The sequence below is a fragment of the Arthrobacter sp. efr-133-TYG-120 genome (assembly GCF_030209785.1).
Taxonomy (GTDB): domain Bacteria; phylum Actinomycetota; class Actinomycetes; order Actinomycetales; family Micrococcaceae; genus Arthrobacter.
The window spans coordinates 312,067-327,047 of sequence record NZ_JARVRI010000014.1; the positions used below are offsets into that span (position 1 = coordinate 312,067).

General features: G+C 64.1%; 15 protein-coding genes. 6 read left to right on the forward strand and 9 right to left on the reverse strand.

Going from position 1 to position 14,981, the window contains the following annotated elements; genetic code table 11:
* Positions 1-21: 21 nt before the first annotated feature.
* The 5 genes from QRN51_RS09705 to QRN51_RS09725 are packed head-to-tail and all read left to right on the forward strand — an operon-like array spanning position 22 to position 5,051.
* Positions 22-1,017 (forward strand): Gfo/Idh/MocA family oxidoreductase, encoded by a 996-nt coding sequence (locus QRN51_RS09705; protein WP_284989660.1) that lies wholly within the window; start codon positions 22-24, stop codon positions 1,015-1,017.
* Positions 1,017-2,057 carry a Gfo/Idh/MocA family protein gene (locus QRN51_RS09710; RefSeq protein ID WP_284989661.1) on the forward strand — a complete coding sequence of 347 codons (1,041 nt, stop codon included), beginning with the start codon at positions 1,017-1,019 and terminating at the stop codon, positions 2,055-2,057. Before QRN51_RS09705 ends, QRN51_RS09710 begins: the two co-directional genes overlap by 1 nt.
* Before the next feature lie 35 nt (positions 2,058-2,092).
* The gene (locus tag QRN51_RS09715; RefSeq protein ID WP_284989662.1) at positions 2,093-3,196 is read left to right on the forward strand and encodes a Gfo/Idh/MocA family oxidoreductase; all 1,104 of its coding nucleotides are present in this window, start codon (positions 2,093-2,095) and stop codon (positions 3,194-3,196) included.
* Positions 3,196-4,014 carry a TIM barrel protein gene (locus tag QRN51_RS09720; RefSeq protein ID WP_284989663.1) on the forward strand — a complete coding sequence of 273 codons (819 nt, stop codon included), beginning with the start codon at positions 3,196-3,198 and terminating at the stop codon, positions 4,012-4,014. Before QRN51_RS09715 ends, QRN51_RS09720 begins: the two co-directional genes overlap by 1 nt.
* A complete protein-coding gene (locus QRN51_RS09725; protein ID WP_284989664.1) occupies positions 4,011-5,051 on the forward strand; it encodes a Gfo/Idh/MocA family oxidoreductase in 1,041 nt (346 codons plus the stop codon). Before QRN51_RS09720 ends, QRN51_RS09725 begins: the two co-directional genes overlap by 4 nt.
* 114 nt (positions 5,052-5,165) lie before the next feature.
* Here QRN51_RS09725 and iolB read toward each other — a convergent pair whose 3' ends face one another.
* From iolB to QRN51_RS09750, 5 genes are all read right to left on the reverse strand, one after another.
* A complete protein-coding gene (iolB, locus tag QRN51_RS09730) occupies positions 5,166-6,059 on the reverse strand; it encodes a 5-deoxy-glucuronate isomerase (protein ID WP_284989665.1) in 894 nt (297 codons plus the stop codon).
* Positions 6,060-6,076: 17 nt separating this feature from the next.
* The gene (locus QRN51_RS09735; RefSeq protein ID WP_059388160.1) at positions 6,077-6,817 is read right to left on the reverse strand and encodes a GntR family transcriptional regulator; all 741 of its coding nucleotides are present in this window, start codon (positions 6,815-6,817) and stop codon (positions 6,077-6,079) included.
* Between the two features lie 175 nt (positions 6,818-6,992).
* Positions 6,993-7,442 (reverse strand): hypothetical protein, encoded by a 450-nt coding sequence (locus QRN51_RS09740; protein ID WP_284989666.1) that lies wholly within the window; start codon positions 7,440-7,442, stop codon positions 6,993-6,995.
* A gap of 10 nt (positions 7,443-7,452) precedes the next feature.
* Positions 7,453-7,857: a cupredoxin domain-containing protein gene (locus tag QRN51_RS09745; protein ID WP_284989667.1), complete on the reverse strand. Its 405-nt coding sequence runs from the start codon at positions 7,855-7,857 to the stop codon at positions 7,453-7,455.
* A 127-nt stretch (positions 7,858-7,984) separates the two neighbouring features.
* The gene (locus tag QRN51_RS09750; RefSeq protein WP_059388158.1) at positions 7,985-8,764 is read right to left on the reverse strand and encodes a gamma-glutamyl-gamma-aminobutyrate hydrolase family protein; all 780 of its coding nucleotides are present in this window, start codon (positions 8,762-8,764) and stop codon (positions 7,985-7,987) included.
* Positions 8,765-8,827: 63 nt separating this feature from the next.
* Here QRN51_RS09750 and QRN51_RS09755 point away from each other — a divergent pair, with 63 nt between their 5' ends.
* Positions 8,828-9,961, forward strand: a complete 1,134-nt coding sequence (locus QRN51_RS09755; protein WP_284989668.1) for an LOG family protein — start codon at positions 8,828-8,830, stop codon at positions 9,959-9,961.
* Between the two features lie 51 nt (positions 9,962-10,012).
* Here the strand turns inward: QRN51_RS09755 and QRN51_RS09760 are convergent, their stop codons facing one another.
* The 4 genes from QRN51_RS09760 to QRN51_RS09775 form a co-directional block, all read right to left on the reverse strand.
* Positions 10,013-10,840 carry an IclR family transcriptional regulator gene (locus QRN51_RS09760; protein WP_284989669.1) on the reverse strand — a complete coding sequence of 276 codons (828 nt, stop codon included), beginning with the start codon at positions 10,838-10,840 and terminating at the stop codon, positions 10,013-10,015.
* Positions 10,841-10,961: 121 nt separating this feature from the next.
* Entirely contained in the window at positions 10,962-12,218 is a 1,257-nt protein-coding gene (locus QRN51_RS09765) for an aminopeptidase P family protein (RefSeq protein ID WP_284989670.1), read from the reverse strand.
* Between the two features lie 32 nt (positions 12,219-12,250).
* Positions 12,251-13,546 carry an MFS transporter gene (locus QRN51_RS09770; RefSeq protein WP_284989734.1) on the reverse strand — a complete coding sequence of 432 codons (1,296 nt, stop codon included), beginning with the start codon at positions 13,544-13,546 and terminating at the stop codon, positions 12,251-12,253.
* 425 nt (positions 13,547-13,971) lie between these two features.
* Complete coding sequence (locus QRN51_RS09775) at positions 13,972-14,946, reverse strand: ABC transporter substrate-binding protein (protein WP_284989671.1); 975 nt, start codon at positions 14,944-14,946, stop codon at positions 13,972-13,974.
* Positions 14,947-14,981: the final 35 nt, after the last annotated feature.

The following is a 14,981-nucleotide window of genomic DNA, read 5'->3' on the forward strand; positions in this document are numbered from 1 at the left end:
AGTAGTAGACGGGAAGACAGCATGCCGATCCGGGTTGGCGTTATCGGCGCCGGTGTCATGGGCGCAGACCACATCAGGAACCTCTCCACCACCATCAGCGGGGCCGAAGTCACCTTCGTGGCAGACCTCGACGCCGGACGTGCGGCAGCTGCGGCGCCGCCATCCGCACGCATCACCACCGACCCCTCCGAGCTGATCAACTCCAGCGACGTTGACGCCGTCGTCGTCGCTTCCCATGACTCCACCCATGCGGGACTGGTGCTGGAATGCTTCGAAGCGATGACCCCGGTATTGTGCGAAAAGCCGTTGGCTCCCACGCTCCTGGAAAGCCGCGAAGTGGTGGAGGCCGAAGCCGACCTCTTGGCCGCAACGGGTGCGCGGCTGCTGTCGATGGGCTTCATGAGGCGCTTCGATCCCGGCTATGTCGCCTTGCGCGAAGCCACCCGGGCACGCACGCAAGGCGAGCCTTTGCAGGTCCACTGCACCAGCCGGACCGTATCCGCAGGACCGGGCGCGAGCTCGGAGTCCGCCATCACCAACTCGGCCATCCACGAGCTGGACATCATCCCCTGGCTGTTGGATTCGCCCATCACTGAGGTGTCCTGGCAAGCGGGGCGGAGCTCCCGGTACAGCACGGGTGACCTGCGGGACCCGGCCTTCATGCTCCTACGCGCAGCCGACGGCACCCTGGCAACGCTCGAACTCTTCCTCAACGCCCAGTACGGTTACACCACCCGGTGCGAGGTTGTTTCGGAGTTCGGCACTGCCGCGCTCCCGGAACCGGCCGCCCTCGATGTCCGGCAGGAAGGGAAGCGCAGCTCCGAAATCCCCGCAGACTGGCGTCCACGTTTCGCCGACGCGTACCGCCTGCAACTTCAGGCCTGGATCTCCGCCCTCGAAAAGGGAGAGCCGGCGCCGCTCGCCACGGGTGAGGATGGCCTGCGCGCGTCGCAGCTCGCACAAGCGATGATCCGCTCGCTCCACAGCGACGGAGCCTACACAAAGGTGATCTACTGATGGTTTCATCCGGTCTGCCAGTATCAAGGGTGCCGGATTCGCGCGACGCTCCGGCGTTGCGCTGGGGGATCATGGGTCCGGGGTGGATTGCCGAACGCTTCACGGAATCGGTGCAGGCCCACTCAACGCAAGTGATCGCCGCCGTCGGCTCCCGCTCCCTGGACCGCTCCAAGGCGTTCGCGGATGCTTTCGGCGTGCCCGCCGCCTATGGAAGCTACGAAGAGCTGGCCGCGGCTCCGGACATAGACATTGTGTACGTGTGCACTCCGCACAACTTCCACCATGCGGCTGCTTTGATGGCCATCGACGCCGGCAAACACGTCCTGGTCGAGAAACCGATCGGCCTGAATGCCGCGCAGGCACGGGATATCGCCGCGCGGGCCAAGGCAGCCGGCGTTTTCGCCGCCGAGGCTATGTGGAGCTTCTTCCTTCCGAAGTTCGACGTGATCCGGCAAGTGCTCGACGCCGGGACGCTGGGTACCGTAACGACGGTCCTGGCGGAATACGGTGAGCACTTTGAACGCGGCCACCGCATCTTCGATCCCGCTCTGGCTGGCGGGCCATTGCTGGACCTCGGCACCTACCCCCTGGCCCTCATCACCGAAGTCCTCGGCGCCCCGGAACGCTTGAGCGCTTTCGGCGAGCCCCACGAATCGGGTGTCAACGCCCAACTCTCCGCCATCATGCAATTCACGGGCGGGGGCCAGGCCGTGATGAATACGCACTTGCATAATTTCACCCCCACCGCGGCGACGATCGTTGGCTCCGAGGCCACATTGACCATCGACGGCCCCTTCAATATGCCCGGCGGTTTCGAGCTCCGTTTCCCGGACGGCACGCGGCTTCGCCACAACGAGGCTGCGGGCGGGCATGTGGAAGGCTTGCACTTCGAAGCCGCAACGGTGGCCCGCGCCATCGCCGCGGGTGAGACGGAAACCCAACAACGGCCCCTGGCCTCCTCCATCCGGACGATGGATGTTGCCGATGAAATCCGCCGCCAAGTGGGCATTGAATTCCAGGGCGAAGGCAATGCCGCCTGAGCAATTGTTGTACTGACTATCGAAAGGACGGGCCCATGGCCTACATCGAACAGCACTCCTCCAGTCTCCCCACGCCTGTGCGGCTTGGACTCATAGGGTCCGGCTGGATGGGAGCGTTCCACGGCGAAAGCATAGCTCGCAGGGTTCCGGGTGCGGTCCTGGCCGCCGTCGCCGATCCCAACGTGGACTCCGCCGCGTCCGTGGCTTCCCAGCTTGGTACGGCGAAGGTCACCCCCGACGCCGCGGACATCCTGGCCGATCCTGACATCGATGCCGTCATCATCGCCAGTCCGGCGCGTTTTCACGCTTCCCTGATCGCCCAGGCCGCGGCCGCCGGCAAGCACGTATTTTGCGAGAAGCCTGCCGCGCAGAGCCTCGAAGAGCTCGACGCCGCCCTCCTCGCGGTCGAAACCGCCGGGGTACATTTCCAGATCGGCTTCAATCGCCGTTACGCCACCGACTTCCAAGCCGCGAAGAAGGACCTGGCCGAAGGAATTGTAGGGGAGCCGCAGCTCTTGCGCTCGTTGACAAGGGATCCGGGTACCGGGAGCATCGGACATGCAGCCAGGATTCCGGCCTGGACGATTTTCCTGGAAACCCTCATCCACGATTTCGACACTCTGAACTGGTTCAACGAAGGCGCCGAACCGGTGGAGGTCTACGCCGTCGCGGACGCACTGGTTGAGCCGAGCCTTCGTGACCAGGGATTCCTGGACACCGCCGTGGTCACCATCCGCTACAGCAATGGCGCCCTGGCGGTGGCGGAAGCCAACTTCAGTGCGCTGTACGGCTATGACGTCAGGGGCGAAGTCTTCGGCTCCAAGGGCATGGTGCAGGCCGGACGGCCCACTGAAACGGCTGCCCTGAGGTACACGGCAGAGGGCCTTTCCGCTGAGACTCCGAGGCTCAACGTGGAACTGTTCCGCGAAGCCTACACCGCTGAGCTCGTGGACTTCGCGGCGGCAGTCCGCGCGCGCCGCGATGGCACGCAACCGCCGTCGGGCGCTTTCACCCTCACCCCGGGAGCCGCGGATGCGCGGCGCGCCCTCGCGGTGGCGCTGGCCTGCATCGAATCGGTCCAGCAAGGCGGACCGGTGGCGGTACCTGCAGTTTCGAGCAACAGCAAGGCCGGTGTCTGATGCGGCTGGCTGTCTGCGCCGAAATGGTCTTCACGGAACTGCCGTTCGCCGAGCGGGTACGTCGGATCCATGAGGCAGGATTCGACGTCGAACTCTGGGACTCGAGGAACAAGGACATTGCGGCGCTTAAGTCGAGCGGCGCGGTCTTTTCCTCCATGACCGGGTACACCTCCGGGAGCCTGGTTGACGCCGACACCGCCGATGACGTGGTGAGGACGGCCGAGACGCTGGTTCCGACCGCTTTGGAACTCGGCGTCAGCCGCATGGTGGTGCACTCGGCGGAGCTGATCGACGGCAAAGCAGCCCGTCCCGCCTACCGGGCCAACGGCAGTATGTGGATCACGGGTGCCCGGACCCTTGAACGCCTTGGCGCGCTCGGGGAAAAGCACGGACTGACGTTTTGCCTCGAAAACCTCAACACCGTGCTGGATCACCCCGGAATTCCGCTCGCACGGGCCAAGGACACTTTGGCGCTCGTGGAGGCGGCCGGACATCCCAACGTGAAGATGATGCTGGACCTGTACCACGCTCAATTGGGGGAGGGGAACCTCATTGAACTGGTGCGTACCGCCTTGCCGCACATCGGCGAGATCCAGGTGGCGGACGTCCCCGGCCGCTGTGAACCCGGCACCGGCGAAATCAATTACCTGGCTGTGGCTCGGGCGCTCGTCGCCGCGGGCTACGAAGGCACCGTCGGCATGGAGGCATGGGCCAGCGGAGACGACATGGAGGCGCTCGAGGCATTCCGGCGGGCGTTCACGGTTGAGGCCGCGGAATCCCGCAACAGCTCAGCTTTTTCAACGGAGGTAGCACTATGAAGGACGTCGTTCTCGGGCTGGTTGGAGTAGGGCGGATCGGCGTCATGCATGCCAGCAACATCGCGGCCCTCAACGGGGAATTGAATGGACAAGGCATCAACGTGGAGTTGCGGCTCACGGACGTGGCTGAAGACCACGCCCGTCGAGTCGCAGCTGGTCTCGGCGCCGAGTTCCTGCCCTCGGTGGAGGCGTTGATCGCCTCCGGCGTGGATGGGCTGGTGATCGCAACCGGCACGGGTACGCACCCGGAACTAATCCGAGCTGGGGTGGACGCCGGTATCCCGGTGTTCTGCGAGAAGCCTGTAGCCATGAATGTGGCCGATTCGCTGCCTGTCCTGGAACATATCCGTGCCAACAATGGCGTGGTGCAGATCGGCCACCAGCGTCGCTTCGATGCCGGCTACCTTGAAGCCAGGCGTGCGTACCAAGCGGGGGAGCTCGGCTGGATCCACTCACTGCGCGCCGTGACCTGCGACATGGCACCGCCGGCCGTGGAGTTCCTGGCAACGTCCGGCGGGTTGTTCCGCGATTGCTCGGTCCACGACTTCGACATCCTGCGCTGGCTGACCGGCCGCGAGATCGTAGAGGTCTATGCCAAGGGTTCCAACAACGGCGATCCCGCCATCGGAGAAGTGGGCGATGTGGACACCGCCTTGGCTCTGATCACCTTCGACGACGGGACGGTCGGCACGGTCTCGGCAACCCGCTACAACGGTGCGGGACATGACGTCCGCCTCGAAATCCAGGGCTCCAAGCGTTCCGTCATGGTTGGCCTGGACGACAAGACAGCCATGGAATCAGCCGAGGCCGGGATCGCCTTCCCGTCCGGAGAACCCCACAAGACCTTCGCCGAACGCTTCGACCAGGCCTACCGCTCGGAAATGGCGGCCTTCGTTGAACTGGTCCTGGGCCAACGGGAAAACCCGTGCACCCCCGAGGACGCCGTCGCAGCTTCCCGTGTGGCGGATGCCGCGCAGGAGTCGCTGGCAAGCGGAGTTCCCGTCAGAGTGGCGCTAGTGGGGGCGAAGGCGAGTTAGGCGATTACAGGTCCCAACTAGCTCGCAGTTGTTGTCGTTTTGACGGCCCAGAACGACAACAACTGCTTGGGCCCACGCCGCCAGGGTGGCGGTGGGGATTGGGTGTGCGGCTCCTTAGGCGCCGAACGGCAGGCGGGGGTCGATGTCCTGTCCGTCCCAGCTCTGCCGCACCCACCCGTGGTGGGGGTCGTCGCTGATGAGCCATTCCCGCACAGGTCCCGGGCCGGCCATGACGTTCAGGTAGTACAAGTCGTAGCCGGGAGCGGCCATGGCGGGGCCGTGCCAGCCGTAGGGAACAAGAACGACGTCGCCCGTGCGAACCTCCGCGGCCACATCGATCGGCCGTTCATCTGAGGCGTAGACACGCTGATAGCCGATTGCATCGGCGTCGGCAGGGGCGCCCGAGCCTTGAGCCACGCGGGTCTCGAAGTAGTAGATTTCCTCAAGCTCCGTTTCGCCGTCCTTTTCCTCGTCATGCTTGTGCGGAGGATAGGAGGACCAGTTGCCTGCGGGCGTCAGCACTTCGCAGACGATGAAACGGTCGGCCTCAAGGGCGGCGGGAGTGCCGAAGTTGTGGACCTGGCGGGAGCAGTTGCCTGCTCCGCGCAGCTCCACAGGGGTTTCGGCCGCGGTCACGAGCCTGGTGGGGTACGACGCGTTGGCGGGGGCCGTCGCGACGGCGACTCGGCCGCCGTCGGGCGAACTGATGGTGACCGCGGCGTTCGTGCCGGAATACAGGACATCGCTGGGGCCATGGAAAACCGACGCCCGCCCCGCGAGGGGATACTCGACGTCGTCGACCGTCACCGTGAAGGCGCCGTTGAGCGGCACAATGATCCGCTCCTCAGTTGCGGCGGGGAGTTCGACGGCGGCGCCCGCGGCGAGCGTGGCCACCTTGAGCCCGGTGTGGGCCCACCCGTCCACAGTCAACGCGGAATCGGAGGTTCCGAGCGAGATGTCCCAATCGCCGTCGTTGGCGGTTCCCAGTGGATAGACCCAGTTGGCCATGAAGTTGTGTCCTTGCGTTAGCGCTGTACGAGTGTCATTTCAAAGCTGTAGGAATCGGCCCGGTACACGTGGTGGCCGGTTTCCACCATGCGTCCGGTGTCGTCGACGGCGGTCCGTTCCATCGTGACCAATGCCGAGCCGACTTCCGCCTCCAAGAGCGGTGCCTGGTAGTCATTTGCGATCATGGCGCCGATCCGCTGCGAAGCGAGCCGGAAATTGACGCCGCCGCGGCGGAGGATGGCGTAGAGGCCTTCTTCCGCGAGCATGGCCTCGTCCATGGTGGCGATGTCGTCGCGGACCCAGTTCTCCATGAGCGCCAGGGGCTTGCCGCCCACTTTGCGCAAGCGGGTGAAGTGGTACACCTTGGAACCGGCCGGAAGCTGGAGGGCGGTCAGCGTCGCAGCGTCCGCCTCCATGTGCGAGAAGCTCAGGACCTGCGTTGTGGGCTTCTTGCCGTTGTTGGTCAGGTCGTCGTAGAGGCTGGAGAGCTCCAGGGGCCGGCGGACCTGGCTCGACACTACCTGTGTGCCGACGCCGCGCTTGCGGACCAACAGGCCCGAGCGGACGAGCTCGTCCATGGCCTTGCGCATGGTGGGCCGGGACAGGTTGAGCTGGGCGGCGAGGTCTATCTCGTTGTCCAAACGGCTGCCGGGCTCCAGCACTCCGCTGTGGATGGCGGCCTCGATGCCCTGGACCACCTGGTGGTACAAAGGCACAGGGGAAGAACGGTCGATAGTGAGGCCAAGTTGATTCGCCATTGCATGCTCCCTCGCATTCCAGGACCGTCCTGGAAGTTGCAAGCATGTCCGCTCATGTTCGCTTGATAGGACATACTGCTTTACTGATGATAGCAGGAGCATTGCGCGGGTCAAGGGTGCTGGAGGCGCGTTTAATGCGCCGTTTCAGGGGTCTTGTTTGGGACATGTCCAGACATCAGGACGAGCGTCGGGCGCTGCTGCGTTGACGGACGTAGCCGACGCCGGCAAGGACTGCGCCCAGTCCCTCGGCGACTGCGCTGAGGGTCTTCTCGAAAAACCATACGGGCTCGTACATGGACGGGAGCGGACCGATGGCAGGTATGTCGACATAGCGGTAGAGGAGGACCGCAATGAAGGCGCTTCCAGCGACGACCACCCCGGCGGCGTAGGCTGGCCGACTGCCGCGGACCAGGACATACAGGGCGACGAGGATTGCGACCGCGCCCTCAAGGCGGAACAGATTGCCTTCACCGATTCCGCCAGGGGCACCCAACTGGTAACCGGAGGCAAGGTCGAAATGCACCACGGCGTCGACGACCAGGGCTGCCGCCACAAGCAGCCTCAACAGAATGTCCATTGGCTTGCGGCTCGCCGGCTTGCGGCGGGCCGCTTCACGAGTGCTCATTTTGCTGTGCTCATTTCACGACCAGCGTTCCGTGCATGTTGGAGTGGTACGCGCAGTGGTAGGGGTAGCTGCCCGGTGTGGTGGGCGCCGTGAACTGGACCGTTCCGCCTGCGCCGTCGACGGCGGCGTCGAACGCCTTTCCGTCGTCCGAGGTGACCGTGTGGGCCTGCGTGTCCTCGTTCTTCACGGTGATTTTGGCGCCCGGGCTGACCGAGACAGGTCCTTGATAATCGAAGTCCTTGATGGTGATAGTGAGCGATTGCGAGGTCCCCGACGGCGGAGCAGTCGACGACGCGGCGGAAGGTGGGCTCGACGATGCGCCCTGGTAGCCGGTTCCGGACGCCCCGCAACCGCTCATGGCAATCAGGGCTGCCGCTCCAACGATGACCATCATGGCCTTGGGGTTGCTCCTCATGTTTGGTTCCCCGCTTCTCGTGTCCGGTGGCGCGAAGGTGCTTGCCACATTGATGAGACGAATTCCGGAGCGGTCAGGTTCACGGGCGCGGGAAATTGTTTCCGGCGAGCGGGGGCGTCCCGCTCCATCACCCCACCGGACGCAGCGTCCTGCAGACCTCCACGAACGCCTTGAACGGGGCGAGCCGTTCCTCGTCGGGCAGCTGCGAGGCCTCGGGATGCCATTGCACGGATGCCACCCAGCGCTGCGGATCCTCGAGGGCTTCCACGGTCCCGTCCTCCGCGACCGCCGTCACCACCAAGCCATCGCCTATCCGGGCCACGGCTTGGTGATGTCCCGAAGCAATCCGCACCGAGCCCCGTGCGTTGTAGAGTCCAGCCACTTTGGATTCCGGTGAAAGTTCGACGTCGTGCCACGCCCAGGCGCTGAGCTCGCCTTCCGCCGGGCTGAGGCCGTTGTGCTCGACCGATGAGGGGTGCATGTCCTGGATGAGCGTCCCGCCGTAGACCACGTTGAGGAGTTGGTGGCCGCGGCAGATTCCGAGGGTGGGCAAGCCGGCGTCGAGCGATCCACGGGCCACCGCCAAGTCCAAGCGATCCTGGTCAGGGTTGACGTCGTAGCAGGCGTCAGTCGCTTCTTCACCATAGAGTCGCGGATCCAGGTCTCCGCCGCCGGGCAGCAGGACCCCGTTGAGGGAGCGAAGCTCGGCGGCCAGCGGACCGGCTTCGTCGGTAAAGGAGGCGTCCAGGAGTACAGGCTCGGCACCGGAGTCGCGCACTAGTTCGACGATGAAGTCGAAGAGTTCATTCGCCTCTCCCACGCGGGGATCCGTGCTTTCGGAGCTGCTGAGGCGGACGGGAATGCCGATCCGGGGCCGGACGCTGCTCTGCTGTTCGGAAGTCTGCATGCTCCATGATGCACTGGACGGGAGACTCCTGCGCAACGGGAACCGCGGGCTTACGCTGATGCCATGAATCCGTCGCGCGCACTGACTCCCAGTCCCCGCACGCTCGACATTGAGAGCGTGGCCCATTTCGACAGGCTCCTGAGCTCCGGTGCCGCAACGATGCACGGTTGGCACGCCCAGTCGCTGGACTTACGGGGCCGACGGGCCGACCTGCAGCGGCTGGATCCCCAGGGCGCCATCTTCCTGGGCTGTACTTTCGACGACGGCGTCGAGGACTCCCTGCGGAGCCGCGGCGCACTCATCTTTCCGAAGCTGCGCGGGGTGCCGTTCAACCCGTACCGGGGCAGCCTCTACAGCGCCGCCGAACTGTACGAGGACATTGACTCCACGGAATACGAAGCCACCTTGGATGCCCAGGTCTACCACTGGAGCATCGTGCCGGGGCAACGGACCAGCCTGGACGCCACCCTCGCCGCAGCCCTGCACGACCACGCTATCGGGGACGCCTTGGACGAGCTCCTGGGCAACGGGGATTTCGCGGGGAACAAGATCGTGGGAGTCATGGGCGGCCACGTCGCGCAACGCGGAACACAGGACTTCGACGACGCGGCGCGCCTGGGCCGGCTCTTGGCCTTGTCCGGCTTCACGGTAGCCACCGGGGGTGGGCCCGGTGCCATGGAAGCCGCCAATTTGGGCGCCTACTTGAGCGGACTGCCCGACGCCGACTTCGCCTCCGCGCTGCAGTCGCTCGCGGCGGTGCCGGGTTTCCGTCCCTCGGTGACGGCGTGGGCGCGGGCGGCGGCCGCCGTCGTCGGGCACCATCCGAGCGGAACGACGTCGCTGGGCATCCCCACCTGGTTCTACGGACACGAGCCGCCCAACCTCTTCGCCACCCACATCGCCAAGTACTTCGCCAACTCCGTGCGCGAAGCGATCCTGCTGGAGCTATGCAACGGCGGGATCGTGTTCCTTCCGGGCTCAGCCGGCACCGTGCAGGAAATCTTCCAGGACGCGTGCGAGAACTTCTACGGCGCCCCGGAAACCGTCACGCCCATGGTGCTCGTAGGGCGCGATCATTGGGAGTACAAGTATCCCGCATGGCCCATGTTGCAGAGCCTTGCTGCCGGGAAGGTGATGGAGGGCCGGATCTTCCTGGTGGACAGCGTCGAGGAAGCGCTCGCCGTGGTCGCGGGCTAACTGCTTGGTGATGGTGGCTCATAACGACAACAAATGCGAGCTACTTGGGAGTTAGTGCGGGGCGCGGCCGCCCAGGCGCGTGGTGACTTTGCGGGCTGCGTCTTGGCATGCCTCGCCGAGGCTGGCGAGCGTGTCCTGCGAGACCCGGAACTTCGGCGCCGGGATCAGGACGGAGGCAACGATGTCTCCGCGGTGGTCAAAGACGGGCGATGCGACGCCGACTTCTTCGATGGACGTTTCGCCGAAATTGAAGGCCCAGCCCCGGGTCACGGACTCCTGCAGCCGAAGCAGGTAGGCCTCGATTGCTTCGTCGTCGAGACCGGGCAATGTAATGGAGCCGCTGCGGAGGAGCTTGCGGACACGGTCGGCGTCTTCGGCGGCGAGGAAGACCTGCACCGAGGAGCTGAGCGCCTCGTTGTAGCGGGCACCCAGCGGGGCGAGGTGCTTGACCTGGTGGCGGCTGGCGATTTGCTCTACGCACATGGATTCGCTCCCGTTCCACACCATGAGCGCGCTCGTCTCGCCTGTCCGTTCGCTCAGCTCACGCAGCACGGGATAGGCCACGCGGCGCTCTTCCAGTTCGGCAAGGAGGGGGCCGGCAAGGGCGATCATCCCCAAGCCGAGCCGGAAGCGGCGGGACTCGGGGTCGCGCTCCACCAGATGTTCTTGTTCGAAGGTTGCCAGGATCCGGGACACGGTGCTCTTGTGCAAGCCGATCCTGCCGGCGATCTCGGTGACTCCCAGCAAGGGTTCTTCGGCGGTGAAGCTGCGGAGCACGGCAATGGCATTCTCGAGTACCGAAGCGCCTTTGGAATCGCCGTTGGCCGGGGTTTCGCTGGTGGTTGCACGCGGTTCTGCACGCGGTTCTGCTGGGGTCATGATGGTCACTATATGGCTCTTTTAATGGGGACATGCCCAGCCTTGGCCGAGAGCAATGAGCATATGAGTCATATGTCCATTGCTCGGGCGCAAGGCTGGGCATGTCCACGGGAAGTGGGGGTTAGGCGCCGATGATGTTGTATTCCGGGCCGAACGGGAACTTGGTGATGTTCTCGGCACCGTCTTCACCGACCACTAGGATGTCGTGCTCCCGGTACCCGCCTGCACCCGGCTGGCCATCGAGGACGGTGATCATCGGCTCCATGGAGACCACCATGCCGGGCTCCAGGACCGTGTCGATGTCCTCGCGCAGTTCCAGTCCGGCTTCACGGCCGTAATAGTGCGAGAGGACCCCGAACGAGTGTCCGTAGCCGAAGGTGCGGTTGGCGAGAAGACCGTGCGAAACATAGATCTCGTTGAGCTCAGCAGCGATGTCCTTGCAGACCGCCCCGGGCTTGATGAGCTCGAGGCCACGCTTGTGGACCTCCACGTTGATGTTCCACAGTTCCAGGGAGCGGGCATCGGGTTCGCCGTAGAACAGGGTGCGCTCCAGGGCCGTGTAGTAGCCCGAGGTCATGGGGAAGCAGTTCAGGGACAGGATGTCGTGTTCCTGGATCTTGCGGGTGGTGGCCCAGTTGTGGGCGCCGTCCGTGTTGATGCCGGACTGGAACCACACCCAGGTGTCGCGGATCTCGGAGTCCGGGAACGTCCGGGCGATCTCGTGCACCATGGCTTCGGTGCCGATCAGGGCAACCTCGTACTCGGTGATTCCTGCCGTGATGGCGTTGCGAATGGCCTCGCCGCCGAGGTCGCCGATCCGGGCGCCGTGCTTGATGACCTCGATCTCTTCGGCCGATTTGATCATGCGCTGGCGCATGGCGGCCTGGGCGACGTCCACCAGCGTGGCCCCGGAGAAGGCGGCCTGGATCTTGTTGCGGTTGTCCAGGGGAAGGGAATCGTCCTCGACACCCAAGCGGCGGACGGTGATCCCGCGGGTTCGCAGGACTTCCTGGATACCGAAGATGTAGTTGTCCCGGCGCCAGTCCGTGTAGACAAGGTTGTCCCCGTAGCTGCGGCGCCACGGCATTCCGGCGTCGATGTTGGCGGTAACGGTGACGGTGTCGTCGGCCGTGACCACCATGGCGTAGGAACGGCCGAAGTAGGTGAACAGGAAGTCGGAGTAGTACTTGATGGAGTGGTAGCTGGTCAGGACAACGGCGTCCAGATCCTTCTCGGCCATGATCCGGCGAAGACCCGCGAGGCGTCGTTCAAACTCTGTGTCGGAGAACGTCAGGGAGACTTTCTCTCCGTTGTTGAGGACCTTGAGGCGCTCAAGCTTGGCGACGTCGCTTACGGCTTCATTCTCGGTGATGGTCATGGGTGGTGTTCCTTTCAATGGGTGGGTTGTTTTCAGTCCTGCTGGAGGGGCTTCTTGGAAGTCTCCACAGCGAAGAGGACCGCGATGAGGGAAATGACGGAGGCTGCTACGAGGTACCAGCCGGGGGCCAGCTGGTTGTGGGTCAGGCCGATGAGGAGTGTTGCCATGAACGGGGCGGTGCCGCCGAACAGGGCGTTGGAGAGATTGAAGCTGACGGCGAAGCCGCTGTAGCGGACCCTCGTGGGGAAGAGCTCGGCAAGGAAGCTGGGCAGCGTGCCGTCGTTGAGGGTGAGCATGGCGCCCAGCAGGATCTGGACCAGGACAATGACCAGGAAATTGCCGGTGTCGAGGAGCATGAACGCCGGAACGGTCAGCACCACGAACAGTACGGAAGCCGTGATGAGCATGCGCTTGCGGCCGAACCTGTCCGAGGCGATACCCGTCAGGAAGATGAATCCGATGTAGCTGAGGAGGGCAATGGTGGTGGCCAAGAACGATTCGGCTGCACCGAAATGAAGCTCCTCGGAAAGGTACGTCGGCATGTAGCTGAGGATCACGTAGAAGCCGACGGCGTTGAGCAGCACCGCGCCCGTCGCGATGATCAGCTGCTTGCGGTACGTCTTGAACATCGCGAAGGCCGGAGCCTTGACTGCGGTGTCCTTCGCGGCCATTTCGCGGAAGGCCGGGGTGTCCTCGAGTTTGGTACGGATGTAGCGGCCAATCAGGCCCATCGGGGCGGCCAGGAGGAAGGGCAATCGCCAGCCCCATTCGCCGAGCTGCTCGGCGCTCAGTACCGAACTGAGAAGTGCCGCCAGAAGGGAACCGAGCAGCAGGCCTGCCGCCGTGCTGGCAGGTACGACGGCGGCATAGAGTCCGCGCCGATTGGCCGGCGCGTACTCCACCAGGAAGGCTGAGGCACCTGCGTATTCGCCGGCCGCCGAAAAGCCCTGGACAACCCGGACGAGCAGCAGGAGGACCGGCGCTATGACGCCGATGGTGTTGTAGCCGGGGATGAGGGCGATGCAGAACGTAGCCACGGACATGAGCACGATCGAGAGGGAGAGCGCTTGTTTGCGTCCGAGGCGGTCACCGATGTGGCCCCAGATGAATCCGCCCAATGGACGGACAAAGAAGGAGACGGCGAAGACGCCAAACGTGGCGAGCAGTGCGGTCTGCCGGTCCGAGGCGGGGAAGAAGACGGTCGAGATGATCCCGGCAAGGTAGCCGTAGACGGCGTAGTCGAACCATTCGACGAAATTGCCGATGAAGCTTGCAGTGATGACCCGTCGCCGGGTGTCTTTGCTGACTGTGTGGCTATTGGCTGGCATCGATGTGCCGCCTTGGATGGCTGCTTCGTCGGGAAGGTCGCCGGATCCGCCTTTGGATCCGGCAGGAGCGCTTCCCGGGATGGCTGCCACGGAGGATGTTTCGTTTTTCATGAATCCACCAAGAACTTTTGGGGTTGCATTCAACGCAACGCTGTTGCACCAGAATAGATGTGTTGCGCGTCACCGTCAAGGGTCTTCGGCTGTCGCGCAACTGACTAGCACTTGTTGTCGTTTTGAGGGCGCTAAACGACAACAAGTGCTAGCTAGTTGGGAGGGTGGGTGGGAGCTAGGTGGGGTGGATGGCGCAATCACTGCAACGTGGTTGCATAGAATGGCGCGACGGGGATGAAGCCCCCGGCCGGAAAGGCAAAAAAGAAGCTCCCCGGATCGCAGGATCCGGGGAGCTTCAAAGCAAACGTCAGGGGCTATTTGAGCCAGGCAGCCACCACATCGGGGTGGGCATCCACCCATTTCTTGGCGGCGGCATCCGGCTTCATGCCGCCCTGGATGTCCGTTGCGACCGAGTCCTGGTCGGCGTTGGTCCACGAGAAGGCCTTGAGCAGTTTCGCCGCGGGAGAACCGCTGTCCGCAAACTTCTTGGCCATCACTTTGTTCAGTTTGTAGTCGGGGTAGTCACAGGCCACCTTCTCGGCGTCGGCATCGCAGCCCGGGGTGTAGGCGGGCAGGCTGACCTTCTTGAGGGGGACCTCGGAGAGGAACCATTGCGGTTCGTAGAAGTAGCCAAGCAGCGGTGTCTTGTTCTTTTCGGCCGTACGGAACGACTGGATGAGAGCTGCTTCCGAGCCCGAGAAGACCACTTTGTAGTCGAGGCCAAGGTTCTTGACCAGGGCTTCGTCGTTGGTCACGAAGGCGGGGTCGCCGTCCAGGACCTGGCCTTTGCCGCCTGATTCGGAGGTGGCAAAGAGTGAGGCGTACTTGTTCAGGTTCTTGCTGTCCAGGATGTCCGGGTACTTCTGGACCATCCATGGTGGTACGTACCAGCCGATGTGCCCTTCGTTGCCCGTCGGGCCGGCGTCCACAGCCACTTTTTGGTCCGTGATGTACTGCTTCGTGAGGTCGGCGTGACCCCAGTTCTCGAGGATGACATCGACTTCACCGGAACCAAAGCCCTGCCAGGAGATCTGCTCCGACAGGTCCTTCTGGACTACTGTGCAACCGAGCTTGTTTTGGGCTACGTAGCTGTAGACGGCCGCATTTGCCGTGTAACCGACCCACGCGTTGAGGGCGACATTGACGGTTCCGCAGGGCGTTTCCGAGGAGCCTGCGGCTGCCGCTTGGTTCACGGAAGCGCCTCCGCAGCCAGCTAGCAAGAGGGCTGCGGTAACGGTTCCGGCCAGTACGGGAAGTGTTCGTTTCAAAAGCTGTCTGGTTCTACTCATGGTTGGGGTCTCCTTGTTGGGGCGGTGAACGGGGA

What these genes read in the sequence shown, in the direction of transcription:
- QRN51_RS09755 (WP_284989668.1), top strand. Translation starts at nt 8,828, where the DNA reads ATGAATCCGTCGCGCGCACTGACTCCCAGTCCCCGCACGCTCGACATT.
- QRN51_RS09765 (WP_284989670.1), bottom strand. Translation starts at nt 12,218, where the DNA reads ATGACCATCACCGAGAATGAAGCCGTAAGCGACGTCGCCAAGCTTGAG.
- QRN51_RS09715 (WP_284989662.1), top strand. Translation starts at nt 2,093, where the DNA reads ATGGCCTACATCGAACAGCACTCCTCCAGTCTCCCCACGCCTGTGCGG.
- QRN51_RS09720 (WP_284989663.1), top strand. Translation starts at nt 3,196, where the DNA reads ATGCGGCTGGCTGTCTGCGCCGAAATGGTCTTCACGGAACTGCCGTTC.
- QRN51_RS09745 (WP_284989667.1), bottom strand. Translation starts at nt 7,857, where the DNA reads ATGAGGAGCAACCCCAAGGCCATGATGGTCATCGTTGGAGCGGCAGCC.
- QRN51_RS09705 (WP_284989660.1), top strand. Translation starts at nt 22, where the DNA reads ATGCCGATCCGGGTTGGCGTTATCGGCGCCGGTGTCATGGGCGCAGAC.
- QRN51_RS09710 (WP_284989661.1), top strand. Translation starts at nt 1,017, where the DNA reads ATGGTTTCATCCGGTCTGCCAGTATCAAGGGTGCCGGATTCGCGCGAC.
- QRN51_RS09750 (WP_059388158.1), bottom strand. Translation starts at nt 8,764, where the DNA reads ATGCAGACTTCCGAACAGCAGAGCAGCGTCCGGCCCCGGATCGGCATT.
- QRN51_RS09770 (WP_284989734.1), bottom strand. Translation starts at nt 13,546, where the DNA reads ATGCCAGCCAATAGCCACACAGTCAGCAAAGACACCCGGCGACGGGTC.
- QRN51_RS09775 (WP_284989671.1), bottom strand. Translation starts at nt 14,946, where the DNA reads ATGAGTAGAACCAGACAGCTTTTGAAACGAACACTTCCCGTACTGGCC.
- QRN51_RS09725 (WP_284989664.1), top strand. Translation starts at nt 4,011, where the DNA reads ATGAAGGACGTCGTTCTCGGGCTGGTTGGAGTAGGGCGGATCGGCGTC.
- iolB (WP_284989665.1), bottom strand. Translation starts at nt 6,059, where the DNA reads ATGGCCAACTGGGTCTATCCACTGGGAACCGCCAACGACGGCGATTGG.
- QRN51_RS09735 (WP_059388160.1), bottom strand. Translation starts at nt 6,817, where the DNA reads ATGGCGAATCAACTTGGCCTCACTATCGACCGTTCTTCCCCTGTGCCT.
- QRN51_RS09740 (WP_284989666.1), bottom strand. Translation starts at nt 7,442, where the DNA reads ATGAGCACTCGTGAAGCGGCCCGCCGCAAGCCGGCGAGCCGCAAGCCA.
- QRN51_RS09760 (WP_284989669.1), bottom strand. Translation starts at nt 10,840, where the DNA reads ATGACCCCAGCAGAACCGCGTGCAGAACCGCGTGCAACCACCAGCGAA.